18 protein-coding genes and 1 pseudogene are annotated in these 15,815 nt (G+C 48.7%); 18 read left to right on the top strand and 1 reads right to left on the bottom strand.

The annotated features are described in order from the left end of the window. Window positions 1-113: 113 nt before the first annotated feature. The 12 genes and pseudogenes from DW806_RS11985 (at window position 114) to DW806_RS11925 (ending at window position 11,750) form a co-directional block, all read left to right on the top strand. A complete protein-coding gene (locus DW806_RS11985; protein WP_005934743.1) occupies window positions 114-440 on the top strand; it encodes a hypothetical protein in 327 nt (108 codons plus the stop codon). Then, the gene (locus DW806_RS11980; protein ID WP_008816141.1) at window positions 437-1,165 is read left to right on the top strand and encodes an ImmA/IrrE family metallo-endopeptidase; all 729 of its coding nucleotides are present in this window, start codon (window positions 437-439) and stop codon (window positions 1,163-1,165) included. The genes DW806_RS11985 and DW806_RS11980 overlap by 4 nt, the downstream gene beginning before the upstream one ends. A gap of 450 nt (window positions 1,166-1,615) precedes the next feature. Beyond that, window positions 1,616-2,098: a hypothetical protein gene (locus tag DW806_RS11970; protein WP_118564829.1), complete on the top strand. Its 483-nt coding sequence runs from the start codon at window positions 1,616-1,618 to the stop codon at window positions 2,096-2,098. Between the two features lie 511 nt (window positions 2,099-2,609). Beyond that, window positions 2,610-2,852: a DUF6870 family protein gene (locus tag DW806_RS11965; protein ID WP_058967012.1), complete on the top strand. Its 243-nt coding sequence runs from the start codon at window positions 2,610-2,612 to the stop codon at window positions 2,850-2,852. A 214-nt stretch (window positions 2,853-3,066) separates the two neighbouring features. Then, a complete protein-coding gene (locus tag DW806_RS11960) occupies window positions 3,067-4,701 on the top strand; it encodes a recombinase family protein (RefSeq protein ID WP_118730098.1) in 1,635 nt (544 codons plus the stop codon). 15 nt (window positions 4,702-4,716) lie between these two features. Further along, entirely contained in the window at window positions 4,717-6,423 is a 1,707-nt protein-coding gene (locus tag DW806_RS11955) for a recombinase family protein (RefSeq protein WP_118730097.1), read from the top strand. Then, window positions 6,424-8,031 (top strand): recombinase family protein, encoded by a 1,608-nt coding sequence (locus tag DW806_RS11950; protein WP_118730096.1) that lies wholly within the window; start codon window positions 6,424-6,426, stop codon window positions 8,029-8,031. Next, window positions 8,028-8,423, top strand: a complete 396-nt coding sequence (locus DW806_RS11945; protein WP_118623771.1) for a recombinase family protein — start codon at window positions 8,028-8,030, stop codon at window positions 8,421-8,423. Before DW806_RS11950 ends, DW806_RS11945 begins: the two co-directional genes overlap by 4 nt. Before the next feature lie 86 nt (window positions 8,424-8,509). Further along, window positions 8,510-9,868 (top strand): annotated as a pseudogene (locus DW806_RS11940) (recombinase family protein); the annotation flags it as partial. A gap of 191 nt (window positions 9,869-10,059) precedes the next feature. Further along, window positions 10,060-10,422: a helix-turn-helix domain-containing protein gene (locus DW806_RS11935; protein ID WP_005335920.1), complete on the top strand. Its 363-nt coding sequence runs from the start codon at window positions 10,060-10,062 to the stop codon at window positions 10,420-10,422. Next, window positions 10,382-10,771, top strand: a complete 390-nt coding sequence (locus DW806_RS11930) for a TnpV protein (RefSeq protein WP_066548966.1) — start codon at window positions 10,382-10,384, stop codon at window positions 10,769-10,771. Before DW806_RS11935 ends, DW806_RS11930 begins: the two co-directional genes overlap by 41 nt. Before the next feature lie 16 nt (window positions 10,772-10,787). Beyond that, entirely contained in the window at window positions 10,788-11,750 is a 963-nt protein-coding gene (locus DW806_RS11925; RefSeq protein ID WP_118730095.1) for a DUF3658 domain-containing protein, read from the top strand. Window positions 11,751-11,811: 61 nt separating this feature from the next. On the opposite strand, the gene DW806_RS11920 is transcribed toward DW806_RS11925, so the two are convergent. Then, the gene (locus DW806_RS11920; RefSeq protein WP_009296084.1) at window positions 11,812-12,618 is read right to left on the bottom strand and encodes a helix-turn-helix domain-containing protein; all 807 of its coding nucleotides are present in this window, start codon (window positions 12,616-12,618) and stop codon (window positions 11,812-11,814) included. A 483-nt stretch (window positions 12,619-13,101) separates the two neighbouring features. Here DW806_RS11920 and DW806_RS11910 point away from each other — a divergent pair, with 483 nt between their 5' ends. The 6 genes from DW806_RS11910 to mobQ all read left to right on the top strand — a co-directional run. Further along, window positions 13,102-13,290: a hypothetical protein gene (locus tag DW806_RS11910; protein ID WP_005930722.1), complete on the top strand. Its 189-nt coding sequence runs from the start codon at window positions 13,102-13,104 to the stop codon at window positions 13,288-13,290. Then, window positions 13,287-13,628 carry a DeoR family transcriptional regulator gene (locus DW806_RS11905; RefSeq protein WP_118730094.1) on the top strand — a complete coding sequence of 114 codons (342 nt, stop codon included), beginning with the start codon at window positions 13,287-13,289 and terminating at the stop codon, window positions 13,626-13,628. Before DW806_RS11910 ends, DW806_RS11905 begins: the two co-directional genes overlap by 4 nt. After that, entirely contained in the window at window positions 13,621-13,917 is a 297-nt protein-coding gene (locus tag DW806_RS11900) for a DUF3847 domain-containing protein (RefSeq protein WP_006859672.1), read from the top strand. The genes DW806_RS11905 and DW806_RS11900 overlap by 8 nt, the downstream gene beginning before the upstream one ends. 318 nt (window positions 13,918-14,235) lie before the next feature. Next, entirely contained in the window at window positions 14,236-14,433 is a 198-nt protein-coding gene (locus tag DW806_RS11895) for a helix-turn-helix transcriptional regulator (protein WP_117888473.1), read from the top strand. 2 nt (window positions 14,434-14,435) lie between these two features. After that, a complete protein-coding gene (locus DW806_RS11890; protein WP_117594166.1) occupies window positions 14,436-14,852 on the top strand; it encodes a hypothetical protein in 417 nt (138 codons plus the stop codon). Window positions 14,853-14,991: 139 nt separating this feature from the next. Further along, a partial coding sequence (gene mobQ / locus DW806_RS11885) for a MobQ family relaxase (RefSeq protein ID WP_147358102.1) occupies window positions 14,992-15,815 on the top strand: 824 nt, incomplete at its 3' end.

Genomic DNA, 15,815 nt, shown 5'->3' with positions numbered 1-15,815 from the left:
TGAGCAATCCAACTACTCACAGTATATCCTGAATTGCTCATCCTGTCAAGGGGCATGAGTAGTTGTACACGAAAAAGTTACATCTTCTGAGCAGTTCAAATGGACAGGCATTTATGCTGCCGAAGATCATCCGTACCGGCATACACCGGTATGAGGGAACAGGAGTGAGAAAAACAGAAATGGCTACACAGTACAGAAAAGCATACGTCCCGGTTACGCTGGATGTGGACAAGGAGGGGGCAATCCTCCCTCGCCTTATCTGGTGGGACAACGGTGTAATCTTTCAAATCGACCAGATTCTATACAAATGCCGCGCCACATCCAAAAAGGTTGGGGGCGGAGGCATCCGTTACACAGTTCAGATTCGCGGAAAGGAGTCATTTCTTTTCCACGAAGGAGACAAGTGGTTCGTCGAAGCAAAGGAGGACAACTGCTCATGATTTTATCCCAGCGCCAACTTGAAGAAATTGCAGCATCAACAACGAAGGACTTCAACCGGTTCTTTTTCGGGGATGAGGCGGACAAGCCCGACCGATCAGCTTTGCCAACACCCATTGATCAGTTTGCAAAGAACTATCTCGGTCTTCGCGTATCATTCGCCCGTCTCTCGCCGGACGGAAGCATCTGCGGTGTCACTGCCTATGCCGACACTGAGTACAAGATCACGGAACTTGGTATTACGCGCACACTGGCTTTGAAGCGTAATCAGGTCATCTTGGACGAGAGCTTCATTCGATCCGGCAACGTGCAGCGGCTCTGCGCCAAGCGCAGATTTACCCTTGCCCACGAGTGCGCCCATCAGATTCTCTTCCAACTGGAATCGGAAGAGGTAAAGGCTTCCTGCGAAATGAAATATTCCGCACGGACAGCCTATACGCCGCGAGAGCTGAAAACCCGCGAGGACTGGAACGAGTGGCAAGCAAATGTCTTGGGCGCGGCGATCCTGCTTCCTCAAAAAGAGGTTGACCTGGCAATGCGTCGGTTTGCAGAAACGCCGCTGATCAATTACGAGGGGAGGTATTCGTATGGTGATCACTTAACGCTGCGCCTTTTCTGCCGGTTGTTCGGTGTCTCCAAGACAACGGCGTCTATCCGCCTTCGTCAGCTCGGCTACATGGTAGATCGTCCATTCAGTGAGTATGTTGACCCATTGGAGGTGTGGTAATGAAGAGAGCATCCATTCGGGTTCAGGAACCGACGCCGGAGCTGATCGAAAAAATCCGCAGGGCAAGAGTTGCCATTTCCCAGCAGAAGCCCCGATACCTGAAATGTCCCTATTGTCAGCATAATGCCATTGCTGTCTACGAAGACACGAGAGGTCATGTAGAATCAAAGTGCAAGAAATGCGGGCGGATCACAGTCTTTGATGTGCTGAATATGAGAAGACTGCGACCGCGTACCAAGTAAGAACCAGAGGACAAGCCTCTGTTCTAAAATAAAATATATGTCATAGCTGAGCTGTGGAGCCGCCTGATAGGTGAAGTCATCCTAATGCCGCATGAGACAGAGTGTAATTACTCTGTTTTATCGGCATGGGATTCAAACCTCACCGTCATGCGGCTCTTTTTCTGTCTTCACCCTTCCCGCTGCTCCCGCGCAGCGGAAAGGATGAACAATGAAAATCCCTAAAACCCCTATCGCGTTCGATTACGACCTCTGGACTACGGAGGACGGCAAGTGCATGGTTCGCGTGAAACGAACCGGCGAAGTTTCCGAGGTTGACCGCAAGGTTATGAGAATCCTTCGCGCAGAGGAAAAGCGGATCAGACGCTCGTATGGCTCTGACAACACCTCTGAGGATGAGGACGGCGCAGAGAAAATTTCTGATACCGTGCTGTCCCTTGACGCTATACCGGAGGACGATGTGAAGTCCGCTGCATGGCTGGCAGACTCCCGCGACTGCATGGAGGAACTGATCACCGCCCTCAAAGAGAAGGAGCTTCTTTCTATTCTGACCGAGAAGCAGCGCGAATTGTATCTTGCGATGACCCGTGAGGGGCTGACTCTTCGAGAGTTTGCCCGGAGGAAAGGCATCGGCATCAGAGCTGCATTTGACCTCAAAGCAGCGGTGCAGAAAAAATTTCAAAGATTTTTTTGAGCGGTACTCAACAAACGGCAAAAAGATGTCCGTTGTAAAGTGAAAGGGTCAATCAGACCACTTCACTGCTCCTTGAAAACTGAATAGTTCAGTGCTGCGGATCTTTCCGCTTCTGCGAAGCAACACAGCTTCCGACGCCAAGACCTCCCGAAAGGGAGTGAGCGACCTCCGGAGAGCTATAACAGTCGTGTGGTGCGGCTGCTTGCGACGATGCAGATGCCGGGTATAATGATACTTCCGTCTTTTCTTTGAAGGGGCGGCTCGGAGCGATCCTCGGAGGGGTGAGAGTCCCATGATACCGATTGACCATTGGTAGTCCGCAGCATTCCCGGAACTGCAAAGTTCTTCTGGCAGGGGCGCGAGCTGCAAATATGCCGGACAATGAAACAAACCCAAAAGAAACTTACTATATAGTTTCAGGATGAAAACTATGTGGCAGGGTATCTTCACAAGATGCTCTGCCATATCCTTTTGTCCTGAATATTTTCACGAAACAGGAGGTGCTTAGAATATGATGGGCATTGAAACAATGAAAAGCGTCAGCCCGAAAACGGTTGACCGTAGCACACTCGTTCAAAGAAGCAGCATCCGGCTTGATCCTGCGGCACCGCAAGAAGTCAGACTGAGGGAGTTCATCAAGCAGATCAGAAATCCCTATTGTTATCTGGACGGGAAAACTGTGGTGAAGATCAGCTTTGCCGAGACGGACACGACAATGGAAGATTGTCTGGAACACTATCTGAGAGGTCTTTGATTTATGAACAGTCTGAATCTTTTCACCCGGTTCTATGGACAAGCGATTGAGCCTGTGGTATAATTTAATCGGTCAAAAAAAGAAGAATACGGATTAAGCCGCTTGCCTTGATGGTCATGTGGCGTTTTTGTGTTCCTCTTCATAAGAGTTGAAGCAAGCCTTCGTCTTTCTGATTTGATGTACCACACCAAACAGAAAAACGGAGGTTATTTTTATGCCAGACAAGGTTTACCGCACGGCGATCTACTGCCGTCTGTCCCGTGAGGATGGAGACAAAGTAGAAAGCAACTCCATCGCCAGCCAGAGAGCCATCTGCGAGGACTATATCGCAAGACATGAGGATTTGGAGCTTGTCTGTGAGCCGTTTGTGGATGACGGTTACAGCGGCGTTTCCTTCAATCGCCCTCAGTTCAAAAAGCTGGAAGAGGCAATCCGCAAGGGTGCGCTTGACTGCATTGTGGTCAAGGATCTCAGCCGCTTCTCAAGAAACTACATCGACGGCGGACGCTACATTGAAAAGATTTTCCCGCAGCTCGGCATTCGCTTCATCGCAATCAATGATGCGTATGACAGTCTGACCGGTGATCCGCAGTCCGACTCCTTTGTTATCCCGTTCAAAAACCTGATTAACGATTCTTACTGCAAGGACATCTCCATGAAAATCCGAAGCAGTTTGGAAGTCAAGCAGAAGAGCGGTGAGTTCGTCGGTTCGTTCGCCCCTTACGGCTACATGAAATCGCCGGAGAACAAAAACCAGCTCATCGTGGATGAAGCGGTCAGCGAATATGTGCAGATGATCTTTTCCATGTACAAGGACGGCTTATCCATTGGGCGCATTGCAAAGCGTCTGAACCAGATGGGCGTCCTGTCCCCAATGGAATACAAGCATTCCGCCGGTGTGAAGTTTGATACCGTCTTCAAAACCGGCGATACCGCAAAATGGACATACAAAGCCGTCCAGCGTATTCTCACCAACGAGGTTTATATCGGCGTTCTGGCGCAAGGCAAGCGCGGCACTCCCAACTACAAAGTCCGCGTTGTGAAAAGCAAGGATGAATCCGAATGGGTCAAGGTTGAAAATGCGCATGAAGCTCTTGTCTCCTACGAGGACTTCATGGCAGTCAAGGTCATGATGCAGAGAGATATGCGCTGTTCACCCGATCAGGACGAGGCGCATCTGTTTTCCGGCTTCCTGTTCTGCGGAGACTGTCAGCAGCCAATGATCCGCAAGACCGTCCCGTCGAAGACGAAAAAGTATATCTACTACGTCTGCTCCACCAATAAGCACACCCGGACGTGCAGCCCGCACAGCATCGCCGCAAAAGAGGTTGAGGAAAAGGTCTTCCGTGCCATTCATGACCAAATTGAGCTTGTCATCAATCTGGAACACGCGCTTGCAATGATTGAGCGGCTTCCGTCTCAGAGTCGCAAGGCTTTCAATTACGAAGCTCAGATCGCCAAAATCGAGGAAGAGATTGAACGGTACCAAAAGCTCAAGCTGGGGCTTTACGAGAACTTCATCGGCGGCGTCATTGATAAATCGGAATACTTCGAGTTCCGCAGCAGCTACACCAAAATCATTGAGGACAAACAGGAGGCACTTCTGCGGGTCAAAAAAGAAATGAAGCAGACGGTGACAACCGGCACGACCGAACGGAACTGGGTAGCGCTTTTCAAGCAGTATGAAAACGTCGAAGAGCTGAACCGCCGTGTGCTGATGTCCCTTGTTGACCGCATTCTGATTCACGAAAACCATGCAATCGAAATCGTCTTCAAATACAAGGACGAATACCAGCAGACGATTGAATACGTTCTCGGTTATGCCGACGAACTGGATATTGCCGTATAAAGGAGGGATGAGCAAATGGCAAGAAAAAGCAGAAAACAAATTGCAGTCGAAGAGCCGGTTGTTGAATCTGTCTCTTCCGAGGTCTTCTCAACAGCCATCTATGCCCGTCTTTCCGTTGAAAACAGCGGCAAGTCCGAAAAGGTGGATGTCATCGCAAATCAGATTGAGATTTGCAAGTCCTACATTGCAGAGCGTCCCTACCTGAATCTGATAGATACCTATGTGGACAACGGACGAACGGGTACGGTTTTTGACAGACCGGAGTTCAACCGTCTGATGAACGACATCCGCACCGGCAGGATCAAGTGCCTTGTGGTTCGTGATCTCAGCCGGTTCGGGCGTGACTACATCGAGGCAGGAACCTATCTGGAACGGGTCTTTCCGCAGATCGGGCTTCGGTTTATCGCCATCAAAGAGAACTACGACAACTTTGATACGGACGGCTCCGGCGAAAGCCTCATCATCCCTCTGCAAAACATGATCAACACACTCTACTCGAAGGACATCTCCCGCAAGGTTTCTACCGCGCTCAAGGCACAGATGGAAAGCGGAGAGTTCAAGAAGCGCAATCTCCCGTATGGTTATCGCTGGGATGAAGAACACAGCAATATGGTCTTCGATGAGGAAACCGCACCGATTGTCCGGAAGATTTTCCAATGGAAGATTGAAGGGCTGTCCCTTCCTGCGATTGCAGACCGGCTTGATGCAATGAACGCGCCCAATCCGGAGTTTCAGAAGTATCAGGTCGGCGTCCGCACAGGCAATGCTACGGCAAAGAAGATTTGGAACAAATCTTCACTGACTACCATTCTGGATAATCCCCATTACGTCGGAGATACCGTTCTCGGACGGACGCTGAACGCCATCTATAAGGGCGTCAAGAATCAGCATATCGACCGCGAGGAATGGATTGTTTTTCCCAATACTCACGAGGCGATTATCTCCCGTGAGGACTTCCAGAAGGTACGAGAAATGCGGAACGCTGCTGCAAGGACAAGGGTTGAGAAGATGGAGCGCACGGAGGAAATTCGCGCTACACTCGTCAATCTTTTTGAAGACAGAATCGTCTGCGCAGACTGCGGCAGGAAGCTCTATTTCCATCGCAAGCGCGTTGACAAGCGCAAGGACGGAGCATGGTACGCCTTCTATGAGTGCAGTTCATCCGTCAAGCGCGGCAATCTCTGTACGCCGCACTATACGCGGCAGGATAAACTCGAAGCCGATGTGCTTGCGGCGATCCAGCTTCAAGTCAAGGCGGCTCTCAATTACGACAAGCTGCTTGCCAAGCTGAGAAACAGCGAAGGTGAACGCAGCATCCGCGATCAACAGAATGCGCTCATTACAAGCCTGAATCTGAAACTCAGCGGCATCTCCAAGAAACGCACCCGGCTCTATGAGGACTTCACGGAAGGCATTCTCGATGAAGAGGAATACACCTTTGCCAAGAAAGCCTACGATGAGCAGTATGCCGACCTTTCCCGGCGGTTGGATGAAGCGGTTCAGCGGAAAGTAAGATTTGCCGAGGCAATGTCCGAGGACAACAAGTGGCTCACGCTGATGAAATCCGTCAGCGGTACAACGATGCTCTCTCAGGAGTTGGTTGACGAGTCCGTAGAGCTTGTGAAAGTCCATGAGGACGGATCAATCGAGCTGGTCATGAAATACGGCGATATTTATGCTCTGACCGTTCAGAGTATCAAGGAAGTACAGGAGGCGATGTAAATGAGCAAGGAATACAACATCGGCATCTACATCCGCCTCTCAATGGCTGATGAGGATACCGGCTATGGCAGCAAGGCGGAAAGTGACAGCATCGGCAACCAGCGTATGCTCATCAACCGCTTTCTTGACAATCATCCGGAGCTGTCTCACTGTCAGCGGTCTGAGTTTGCGGATGACGGTTATACCGGCACGAATTTTCACCGTCCTCAGTTCACGCAGATGATGGAGAAGGTCAAGCGCGGCGAGATTAACCTGATCTGCGTCAAAGACTTTTCCCGCTTTTCTCGTGACTACATTGAAACGGGAAACTATCTGGAATGCACTTTTCCATTCATGGGCGTCCGCTTTATTTCCATCAACGACGGCTATGACAGTGACGATTACAAAGGCACAACGGGCGGTCTGGAAGTGGTTATGCGCAGCATCATCTACGCCGCATACAGCAAAGACCTTTCCGTAAAGACCACATCGGCAAAAATCCAGATGATGAAGCAGGGCAAGTATGTCGGTGGCTACGCCCCATACGGCTACGTCCTGCATCCCACCATTCGGAACAAACTTGCCGTAGACCCGGAGGCGGCTGATGTGATCCGTCGTATTTTCCGCGAGGCGCTGGAAGGCAGCAACACCTCTCAGATCGCCCGCAGCCTGAATGATGACGGCATCCCGACGCCGGGGCAATACTTCAAGAGCAAGCATCCCGACAAGAAGAAGTTCAGTAACATGAGCGAGAAAATCAGTTGGGAAACCGTGATGGTCTATAACATCCTCAAAAACCTTGTTTACACCGGAACACTGGTCAGCCGCAAAATGAAGTCCTGCGGTGTCGGCTCAAAAAAGCGTGTTGTCAATGAGCCGATTATCGTAGAAGGTACGCATGAAGCGATTATCAGCAAGGAAGACTTTGAGCTTGCTCAGAAGGTCATTCGAGGCGGAGGACGGAATCCCACGCGCAAGCAGCATGACTATCCGCTCAAGGGACTCGTCCGCTGCGGTAACTGTAAACGTGCTATGACACGCCGAAAGAACAAGGCTGGCATTCGATACTTCCAGTGCATTCACTCGGTCAACAACGGAAACACAGACTGTCCGGTTGGCAGGAGCTTTCCGGAAATGGATATTGAGAAGGTTGTCTTCCATGCCCTTACTCAGTTTCTTGCTTTGGCACAGAAGGAAGCAATACAGAACCGCGAAGTCGGTGATCTGCGGAAATCTGCCATCAAGGAATGTGCTGATAAAATCCGCACTCTGCAAAAGCAGAACGAGCAGCACAAGGCGTCCAAGCTGAGGCTCTACGAGAAGTATGCAGCCGGAAGCATCACGAAGGAGGCGTACATTCAGCAGAAGGCGGCAACGGATGTGAAGATTGCTGAAAACGATGGAGTAATCCAGCGCAGTCACGAGCGGATGAAGGAGCTTGACTCCGAGACCGCCTGTTCAGATGAAAAGCTGGATGCGGTCTGCGAACAGTACGCCGACTGCAAAGCTCTGACCTATGAGCTGACCCACGCGTTCATTTCTGCGGTCTACATTTACGATCTTGACAACATAGAAATCGTCTGGAAGTTCAATGACTTCCTCACTACATCAGAAGGAGAAGCCAAATGAAAGTATTTCTTTATATCCGCGTTGCCTGTGCGGATCAGCTTGCGGCAGCAGACCAGCGGGAAGAGCTGGAACGCTATGCGAAGGACAAAGGCTATGAGGTGGCTGCTGCTGTGGCGGCAGACGGCATCTCCGGCGTCCATACGGAAGGTATCATGAACTTCCTGCTGAACGAAGCCAAGCGTCAGGACATCGGTACGATCCTCACCCGTGACACCTCACGGATTAGCCGGGACACTTCCTCTTTCATAAGGTTTGAGCGAAAGTTCCGGGAGAACGGCATCCGGTTCGAGTATCTGTCCAAGCCTGACAACGAGCTTCCGGTCACTCCAATGATGGAGGCGTTTGAGACGGCGTATAAGAAACGTCGCACAAAGAACGGCAAAAGAGCATAGAGAAAACGCAAGCCGTTCACGGGTGGTTGTCCACCTATGAACGGCTTGTAAATTCTCAAAATTTTTTTAGTCCCTACTTGACACAAGAAGATATGTCGAGGTTAGGGCGAAACTACCTGCAAGTGGGAATGTACACGGAAATGATTTTCCCACAGAAAGGTGTCCGCTTCATCGCTATCAATGACGGAGTGGACAGCGCACAGGGCGACAATGACTTTGCCCCGCTGCGGAATATCTTTAACGAATGGCTGGTGAGAGATACGAGCAAGAAAATCAAAGCAGTAAAACGCTCAAAAGGCATGAATGGCAAGCCCATCACAAGCAAGCCTGTGTATGGCTACCTCATGGACGAGGATGAAAATTTCATTATTGACGAGGAAGCTGCACCCGTAGTCAAGCAGATATACAACCTCTGTCTTGCCGGGAATGGTCCGACCAAGATAGCCCGTATGCTCACAGAGCAGCAAATCCCCACGCCGGGAACGCTTGAATACCGCAGGACGGGCAGCACCCGCCGCTACCACCCCGGCTATGAGTGCAAGTGGGCGACCAATACCGTAGTGCATATCCTTGAAAACCGGGAATACACAGGCTGTCTGGTAAATTTCAAGACAGAAAAACTTTCTTACAAAGTCAAGCACAGTGTAGAAAATCCCCCGGAAAAGCAAGTGATTTTCGAGAACCACCACGAGCCTATCATAGACACCCAAACATGGGAACGGGTGCAGGAGCTTCGCAAACAGCGCAAACGCCCAAACCGCTATGATGAAGTGGGTTTGTTCTCCGGCATACTGTTCTGTGCGGACTGCGGCAGCGTGATGTATCAGCAGCGATACCAGACGGACAAGCGCAAGCAGGACTGTTATATCTGCGGCAACTACAAGAAACGCACCCATGACTGTACGGCGCACTTTATCCGCACCGACCTCTTGACCGCTGGTGTACTCTCCAATCTGCGGAAAGTGACCAGCTATGCGGCAAAGCATGAAGCCCGGTTTATGAAACTCTTGATTGAGCAGAACGAGGACGGGGGCAAACGCAGGAACGCCGCCAAGAAAAAGGAACTGGAAGCCTCCGAGAAACGCATAGCCGAGTTATCCGCTATCTTCAAGCGGCTGTATGAGGACAGCGTGACCGGGCGCATATCAGACGAGCGTTTCACAGAGCTGTCGGCAGACTATGAAGCAGAGCAACGGGAGCTGAAAGAAAGAGCCGCTGCTATTCAAGCGGAGCTTTCCAAAGCACAGGAAGCCACCGTGAACGCAGAAAAGTTTATGAATGTTGTCCGGCGGCATACCAGCTTTGAAGAACTTACCCCTACTCTGCTGCGGGAGTTTGTAGAGAAAATCGTTGTGCATGAGTGCAGCTATGACGAGAACAAGACCCGCAGACAGGACATTGAGATTTATTATTCTTTTGTTGGCAAGGTGGACTTGCCCGAATAACCGCCCGACCTATCCGACACAATGCGCAAGTGCCGGATAGGAACGGCAAAATTTTTTACACTTCTATTACTTCTTTATCGCACATCAGTAAAATCCCAGGGCATGAAGCAGTTCATGGCTAATTAAAGGTAACAAAAAGAAAGGAAAAGCACAATCCAGACGGTATCAGCGGCAGGCTACAAGAATAAATTGTGATTTCACAAGATTGGTGTTATAATAAGAGAAAAGTTCCTGCCGGGGCAACCGCCCCGGTGGTATGGATAGAAAGGCAGGAAAACAATATGCACATCAGCTATAAACCACTCTGGCACACACTGTTAGAGCGTGATATGAGGAAAGAGGATTTAAGGCTTGCCGCTGGTATGACAACGAATATGATTGCCAACATGAGCAAAGAGGGAAAGCACATCAGCATGGACACATTAGCCCGTATCTGTGAAACGCTGAATTGTGAGATTACCGATGTGATTGAGTTAGTACCAGACGAGCCTGCTTCCACAGGAGGTAAGGAACATGAGCGAATTGAAACCAAGAATAACGGAAAACGGAATTGATTATATCCTTGTCGGAGATTACTACATCCCGGACTTGAAACTGCCGGAGGAACACCGCCCTATCGGAAAGTACGGACGGATGCACCGGGAATATTTAAGAGAAGTCCACCCAGCCAGATTGAATACATTGATACTGACCGGAGAATTGTGGACATATCTTGCAGACCTGAACGAACAGGCACAGGAACGGTTAGACACTATCATGGAGCAGATGAAAGCCACCGAGGGCGTGACAGAGGAATTGAAGCGAACTCAACAAATGGAATGGGTGCAGCGTTGTAATAACATTCACAACCGGGCAGAAGAAATTGTTTTGCATGATATAATTTATTCATACGGGAGTAATTAAATCGGAGGTATATAAGATGATTGAAATTGTATTTGGTGAAAGTGCCTGTGGAAGTTTGAAAATTGCCCAAACTTACGGTAAGGGAAAGTATAGAGGAAGTGCAGTTTCGGCCTTTATGAGGCACGAAGATGGGAGTGTTCCATCTTCAGATGAAATGAAAGAAGCACAAATTCAAGCACAGGAACAAGAACATATTGATTGGGAGAATGCTATTCCATTGGGAGGCAAGAGCAGTGATGTTTATTGTTTTGATATGGCTCTTAGTGTGGGAGATATTTCTGATAATGGAATTGGCGAACAGCGGAAAAATGTTCTCAAGAAAATGCTGTCTGTCTGGTTTGTAGAGGATTTAGACTATCAGGTTGAAGAAAAAATACAGAAAATTAAAACTACATTGTCTTCGGTTATTGAACGATATGTAGCTGGGGAAGAAGTTCGTATTTGGTATAGCTATAATCCGGATGAACTTTGCGGTATGTACTGGCTTATGAAACAACTTCGACCATTAAACTGTCAGACAACAATTTATTTGGTTAAGTTACCTGCCTGGGAATATGGAAAAGAAAATACTATGACATCCAAAATAGCATGGGGTGAGGTTTCTCCTGGCGAATGGGGAAAATATATAACTCTACAAGAAAAAGCTAAGCCTGTATTTCTTTCAGCTTGTGCTATGAAATGGAATCAACTTCAAAATGAAAATGCACCTTTGCGTGCAATGCTAAATGGTAAATTGCAAAGTGTTTCAGAAGATATATATGATAGTTTCATTCTTCGTGAAATTGCGGAACAGCCAGAGCAATTCAAAATGGCTATTGTTATAGGTAATGTTTTAGGAAAATATCAACTTGGAATTAGTGATGTATGGATTTCTAATCGCATTGATAAAATGCTTGAAGATGGTGTGTTGGAAATTATACAGGACGCACCAAAGGGAGAAACAAATTATCGCCGGATATTAAGAAAACGAATGAAATAATAACCACAGCAAGAACCGCTGCTACATGGAAGGCACCCCAACCATGCAACAGCGGTTTTTTTTACCGTTTTTTCCTCTGGCTGATAGGCGTTCCCATTTTCTTTGATTTTTTGAGAATCCGAATCAGCCAGCGAAATTCTTCGTCTGACAGATTTTTATAGTTGATACCGAGCTGCTTGCAGTAAAGGACAACCAGCTTTTCATCCCGGCTGCCCTTGAAATTTTCGACTGCTTCGAGATTTTCTTTCAATTCATCGGCAACGGTGGTCTGGGGCGCACTCTCACTGTCCTTTTTGTGGGCTTCCCGAATATCCCGGATAATCAGGTTGAGGTCATCCAGAACCATGTGACTGAAATACTCATCATCACTGATATGGGCGGCTTGCAGCACTTTCAAATGCGGGTCATCTTCGCCTGGGCGATACCGTTCAATGATTTCATGCCGGACGGTATCGACAAGTGCATTGAGGTTTTGAATCTGCATGGTAGCAATCCCGTCCACATAAATCTCAATGTCTGCAAGAAACTTGATGAAATCTTTATGTGTAGCAAGCTCACAGAGCAGACGGTTGTTAATCCGACCGCTTTTCAGCAGTGCCACCATCTCATCATTCAAATGCAGCTCCGTCAATGGTGTGTTGATCTGCTCCCTGTTCTCTGTCCGGCACAGTAGATAATCAACAGAGACCCCATAGAAGTCTGCCAGCGTGATAAGGTTGCCATGATTGATTTCCTTAAAATCCTCTTTTTCATAACTTCCAAGAGCTGATTTGGAAATGCCTGTCAGCTTTGATAGTTCTTCCAGATTTAAGCCTTTGTCCTTGCGGAGTTCCCAAAGGCGTTCCTGTATGCTTGTTGCTCCTTTCATGGGCGCACGCTCCTTTCCAATGGTTTCATTGCTGCCGCTTATCTGGATTATATCACACTTTCCGCAATCGTGGAAATTTCTGATTTTTACCCCGAATTCCTACTTTGTGGACATACGGCACAGGGCACAAAAATGTTCTATGATACAGGTAGTTCATCGATGGATTATTCCAATCGAATGACCAGCCTGTGTGGGATATGCTTCCCCGGCGATGTAGTGCCATGACTTTTGGCAGGGATGTGGAGGAACCCTGACCGAAACGAGCATACCAAAGGGAGCGATACGCCGCTGTGAGATTCAGGGGAGGAACGACACCGGGGAGAACTGGCGAACTGACACCGAAATGATACCGAAACACGACAATCTGATAGGGGGATAGTCTACCCTATCTCTGATACTTCGGGAGATTTTAGGCGGCTCTATGGCTGTAATTTTGCCGAAAATCGCCCCGAAACCATACACGAAAACGGGAGGAAGCGCAATATGCCGAGAATGAGCAAAAAGAGGAAGCATGAGCTTTCCTTTTACCTCAATGACCGGGGGCGTGTCACTTACAACGAATTATGCCGGAAATGCCAGCACGGGTGCAGGCAGAGCTTCCGGGCGGTTGTGATTGACTGCCCCCGTTATTTATCCAAACGAGCAAAGAAAAAGGAGGAACACACCGAATGAATTTTGAATTTATGACGATAGACACACCATTGCCGCCCTGTATGGCTTTTCCAAGAGCGTTGACAGGGTTTCCAGTCAGCAGCACCGCAAAGATCATGTACTGCCGGATGTTGGACGCTATGCTCTCCAATGGGCAGGAGGACGAGAACGGAATCCTGTTTGTCTGCTTCCCTGTCACAGCCATTGCCGCAGTCCTGTCCCGCAGCTCTATGACGGTCAAGCGTTCTTTGAATGAACTGGAAAACGCCGGACTTATCATGCGGGTGCGTCAGGGCGTTGGAGAACCAAACAGGATTTATGTGCTGATACCGGGAAAGGAGGACGCTGCCCTTGCCTGATACCTCAAAGCTGGAAAAACTCAATCGGGAGTTGGAGAAAAGCGAAAAGAAACTGCGGAAAACCATCAATGATGAAAAGGCATTGCAGCACCAGTTAAAGCAGCTTACCCGAAAGGAACGGACGCACCGGCTCTGTACTCGTGGCGGTATGCTGGAAAGTTTTCTGCAAGAGCCGGAACGCCTGACAGATGATGATGTCATGCTGTTGTTGAAACTCATTTTTCACAGGCAGGACACGCAGGAACTATTGAAAAAACTGCTGGAACGGGAGAAGCCGGAAACCCCTTAGTTTACTAAGGGCGCAATTATACACCACCCAGAGGTTGGTGCATTGCGTTCTCCGAAGGCTCCTCGCCGGAGGGCTGTGATTTTCCGCAGTCATGGTCTGCGCCAAATCAAACAGGGGACGCTACGCTTCCCCTGCGCTGGCTGCCGCCAGCTACCCTTTTGTGGACTTGCCATCTGGGGACACCTTGCGTTGCAAGCTGTTCCCAGCCGACAAGTATATAAAATTTCAAAAAGAAATGGAAAGTACACTTGACATATACAGGCTATTTGATATAATGAAAGCACGGAAAGCAAACTTTCCATTGGAAAGGAGGATGACATGAAAAATCGGCTGGAAGAATTACGAAAGCAACGGGGATTAAAACAAGAAGATTTAGCTAATGCATTGGAAGTATCACGACAGACCATCGGCTCTTTGGAAAACGGACGCTACAACCCATCTATTCAGTTGGCGTTTAAGATTGCCAGATATTTTGACATGAGTATCGAAGAAATTTTTATTTACGAGGAGGATTGATTATGAAAAAAAGGTTGTTGATTTTAATGATAGTTACAGGAATGATTATTCTACTGGGAGGATTGCTAACGTACGGTTTGGGAATACATGAAATAATACCTGTTCCACGCCCCGACTTAATAGTAGTAGGTACATCTCTCATTGGAATTTTACTGATTGCATCTGGTGCGTGCGATTTGTTCGTTAAGAAAACCAAGGAAATGGAAATAGAGGAAAATGATGAGAGAAATATTTCGCTTAGTAATGCTGCTATGGCAAGTGGCTTCAAGGTAATGAATGTTACGATTTCCGTTTCTATTTTTGTTTTGATTTTCACTGGATATATGACAGTAGTCCCATGTTTCACTATTATTGGGGCGTATGCTATTGGACAAGTTGTATTTATTGTTCGACTTTGGTACTTGCACAAAACTATGTAAATGTATTACTAAATACCCGCCGCCCACACAGCGGCACACCGAGCAGGGAATCTGAAAAAGTTCTCCTGCTTTTTTTCTGCCCAAAATGAGGTGGTAAAACGCCACCCCATCCACCAATTACCGAAAGGAGGGACACGAAATGCCCTGTCCACACAACGAAATCACGATTGTTCAGCGCAGCCAGCGACAGTCTGCGGTTGCCGCCGCTGCTTACCAGAGTGGCGAAAAGCTGTTCTGTGAATACGACCAGCAAGTGAAGCACTACCCGGAAAAGCGTGGCATCGTCCACAATGAAATCCTGCTCCCGGCAAATGCCCCACAGGAATATGCAGACCGCAATACCTTATGGAACGCCGCCGAAGCGGTGGAGAAGCAATGGAACTCCCAGCTTGCAAGGAGGTGGGTGCTTACCATCCCCAGAGAGATACTGCCTGACCAGTACGCTGTCCTTGTACGGGAGTTTTGTGAGCAGCAGTTTGTTTCCAAAGGCATGATTGCTGATTTTGCAATCCATGACCCCCATCCGCCGGGACACAATCCCCACGCCCATGTCCTGCTCACTATGAGGGCAATGGACGAACATGGGAAATGGCTTCCCAAGAGCCGCAAGGTTTATGACCTTGATGAAAGCGGAGAACGGATAAAACTTCCGTCCGGCAGGTGGAAAAGCCACAAGGAGGATACGGTTGATTGGAACGACCAGAAGTATTGTGAAATCTGGCGGCATGAATGGGAGGTCATCCAGAACCGCTATCTGGAAGCCAATGACCGCCCGGAGCGTGTGGACTTACGTTCCTATGCCAGACAGGGGCTTGATATAGTCCCCACTGTCCATGAGGGAGTTGCTGTCCAGCAGATGGAAAAGCGAGGTATCCAGACGAATATCGGAAACCTGAACCGGGAAATCAGAGCTGCCAACAATCTGATGAAGTCCATCCGGCAGCTTATCCAAAACCTCAAAGG

Source organism: Butyricicoccus sp. AM32-19 (genome assembly GCF_003480365.1).
Classification (GTDB): domain Bacteria; phylum Bacillota; class Clostridia; order Oscillospirales; family Butyricicoccaceae; genus Agathobaculum; species Agathobaculum butyriciproducens.
Note: the sequence above shows the minus strand (reverse complement) of the source record. Positions and strands in the feature narration are given on the sequence as shown.

What these genes read in the sequence shown, in the direction of transcription:
- DW806_RS11985 (WP_005934743.1), top strand. Translation starts at nt 114, where the DNA reads ATGCTGCCGAAGATCATCCGTACCGGCATACACCGGTATGAGGGAACA.
- DW806_RS11980 (WP_008816141.1), top strand. Translation starts at nt 437, where the DNA reads ATGATTTTATCCCAGCGCCAACTTGAAGAAATTGCAGCATCAACAACG.
- DW806_RS11945 (WP_118623771.1), top strand. Translation starts at nt 8,028, where the DNA reads ATGAAAGTATTTCTTTATATCCGCGTTGCCTGTGCGGATCAGCTTGCG.
- DW806_RS11955 (WP_118730097.1), top strand. Translation starts at nt 4,717, where the DNA reads ATGGCAAGAAAAAGCAGAAAACAAATTGCAGTCGAAGAGCCGGTTGTT.
- DW806_RS11910 (WP_005930722.1), top strand. Translation starts at nt 13,102, where the DNA reads ATGCCGAGAATGAGCAAAAAGAGGAAGCATGAGCTTTCCTTTTACCTC.
- DW806_RS11890 (WP_117594166.1), top strand. Translation starts at nt 14,436, where the DNA reads ATGAAAAAAAGGTTGTTGATTTTAATGATAGTTACAGGAATGATTATT.
- DW806_RS11950 (WP_118730096.1), top strand. Translation starts at nt 6,424, where the DNA reads ATGAGCAAGGAATACAACATCGGCATCTACATCCGCCTCTCAATGGCT.
- DW806_RS11895 (WP_117888473.1), top strand. Translation starts at nt 14,236, where the DNA reads ATGAAAAATCGGCTGGAAGAATTACGAAAGCAACGGGGATTAAAACAA.
- DW806_RS11960 (WP_118730098.1), top strand. Translation starts at nt 3,067, where the DNA reads ATGCCAGACAAGGTTTACCGCACGGCGATCTACTGCCGTCTGTCCCGT.
- DW806_RS11920 (WP_009296084.1), bottom strand. Translation starts at nt 12,618, where the DNA reads ATGAAAGGAGCAACAAGCATACAGGAACGCCTTTGGGAACTCCGCAAG.
- DW806_RS11965 (WP_058967012.1), top strand. Translation starts at nt 2,610, where the DNA reads ATGATGGGCATTGAAACAATGAAAAGCGTCAGCCCGAAAACGGTTGAC.
- DW806_RS11930 (WP_066548966.1), top strand. Translation starts at nt 10,382, where the DNA reads ATGAGCGAATTGAAACCAAGAATAACGGAAAACGGAATTGATTATATC.
- DW806_RS11925 (WP_118730095.1), top strand. Translation starts at nt 10,788, where the DNA reads ATGATTGAAATTGTATTTGGTGAAAGTGCCTGTGGAAGTTTGAAAATT.
- DW806_RS11905 (WP_118730094.1), top strand. Translation starts at nt 13,287, where the DNA reads ATGAATTTTGAATTTATGACGATAGACACACCATTGCCGCCCTGTATG.
- DW806_RS11970 (WP_118564829.1), top strand. Translation starts at nt 1,616, where the DNA reads ATGAAAATCCCTAAAACCCCTATCGCGTTCGATTACGACCTCTGGACT.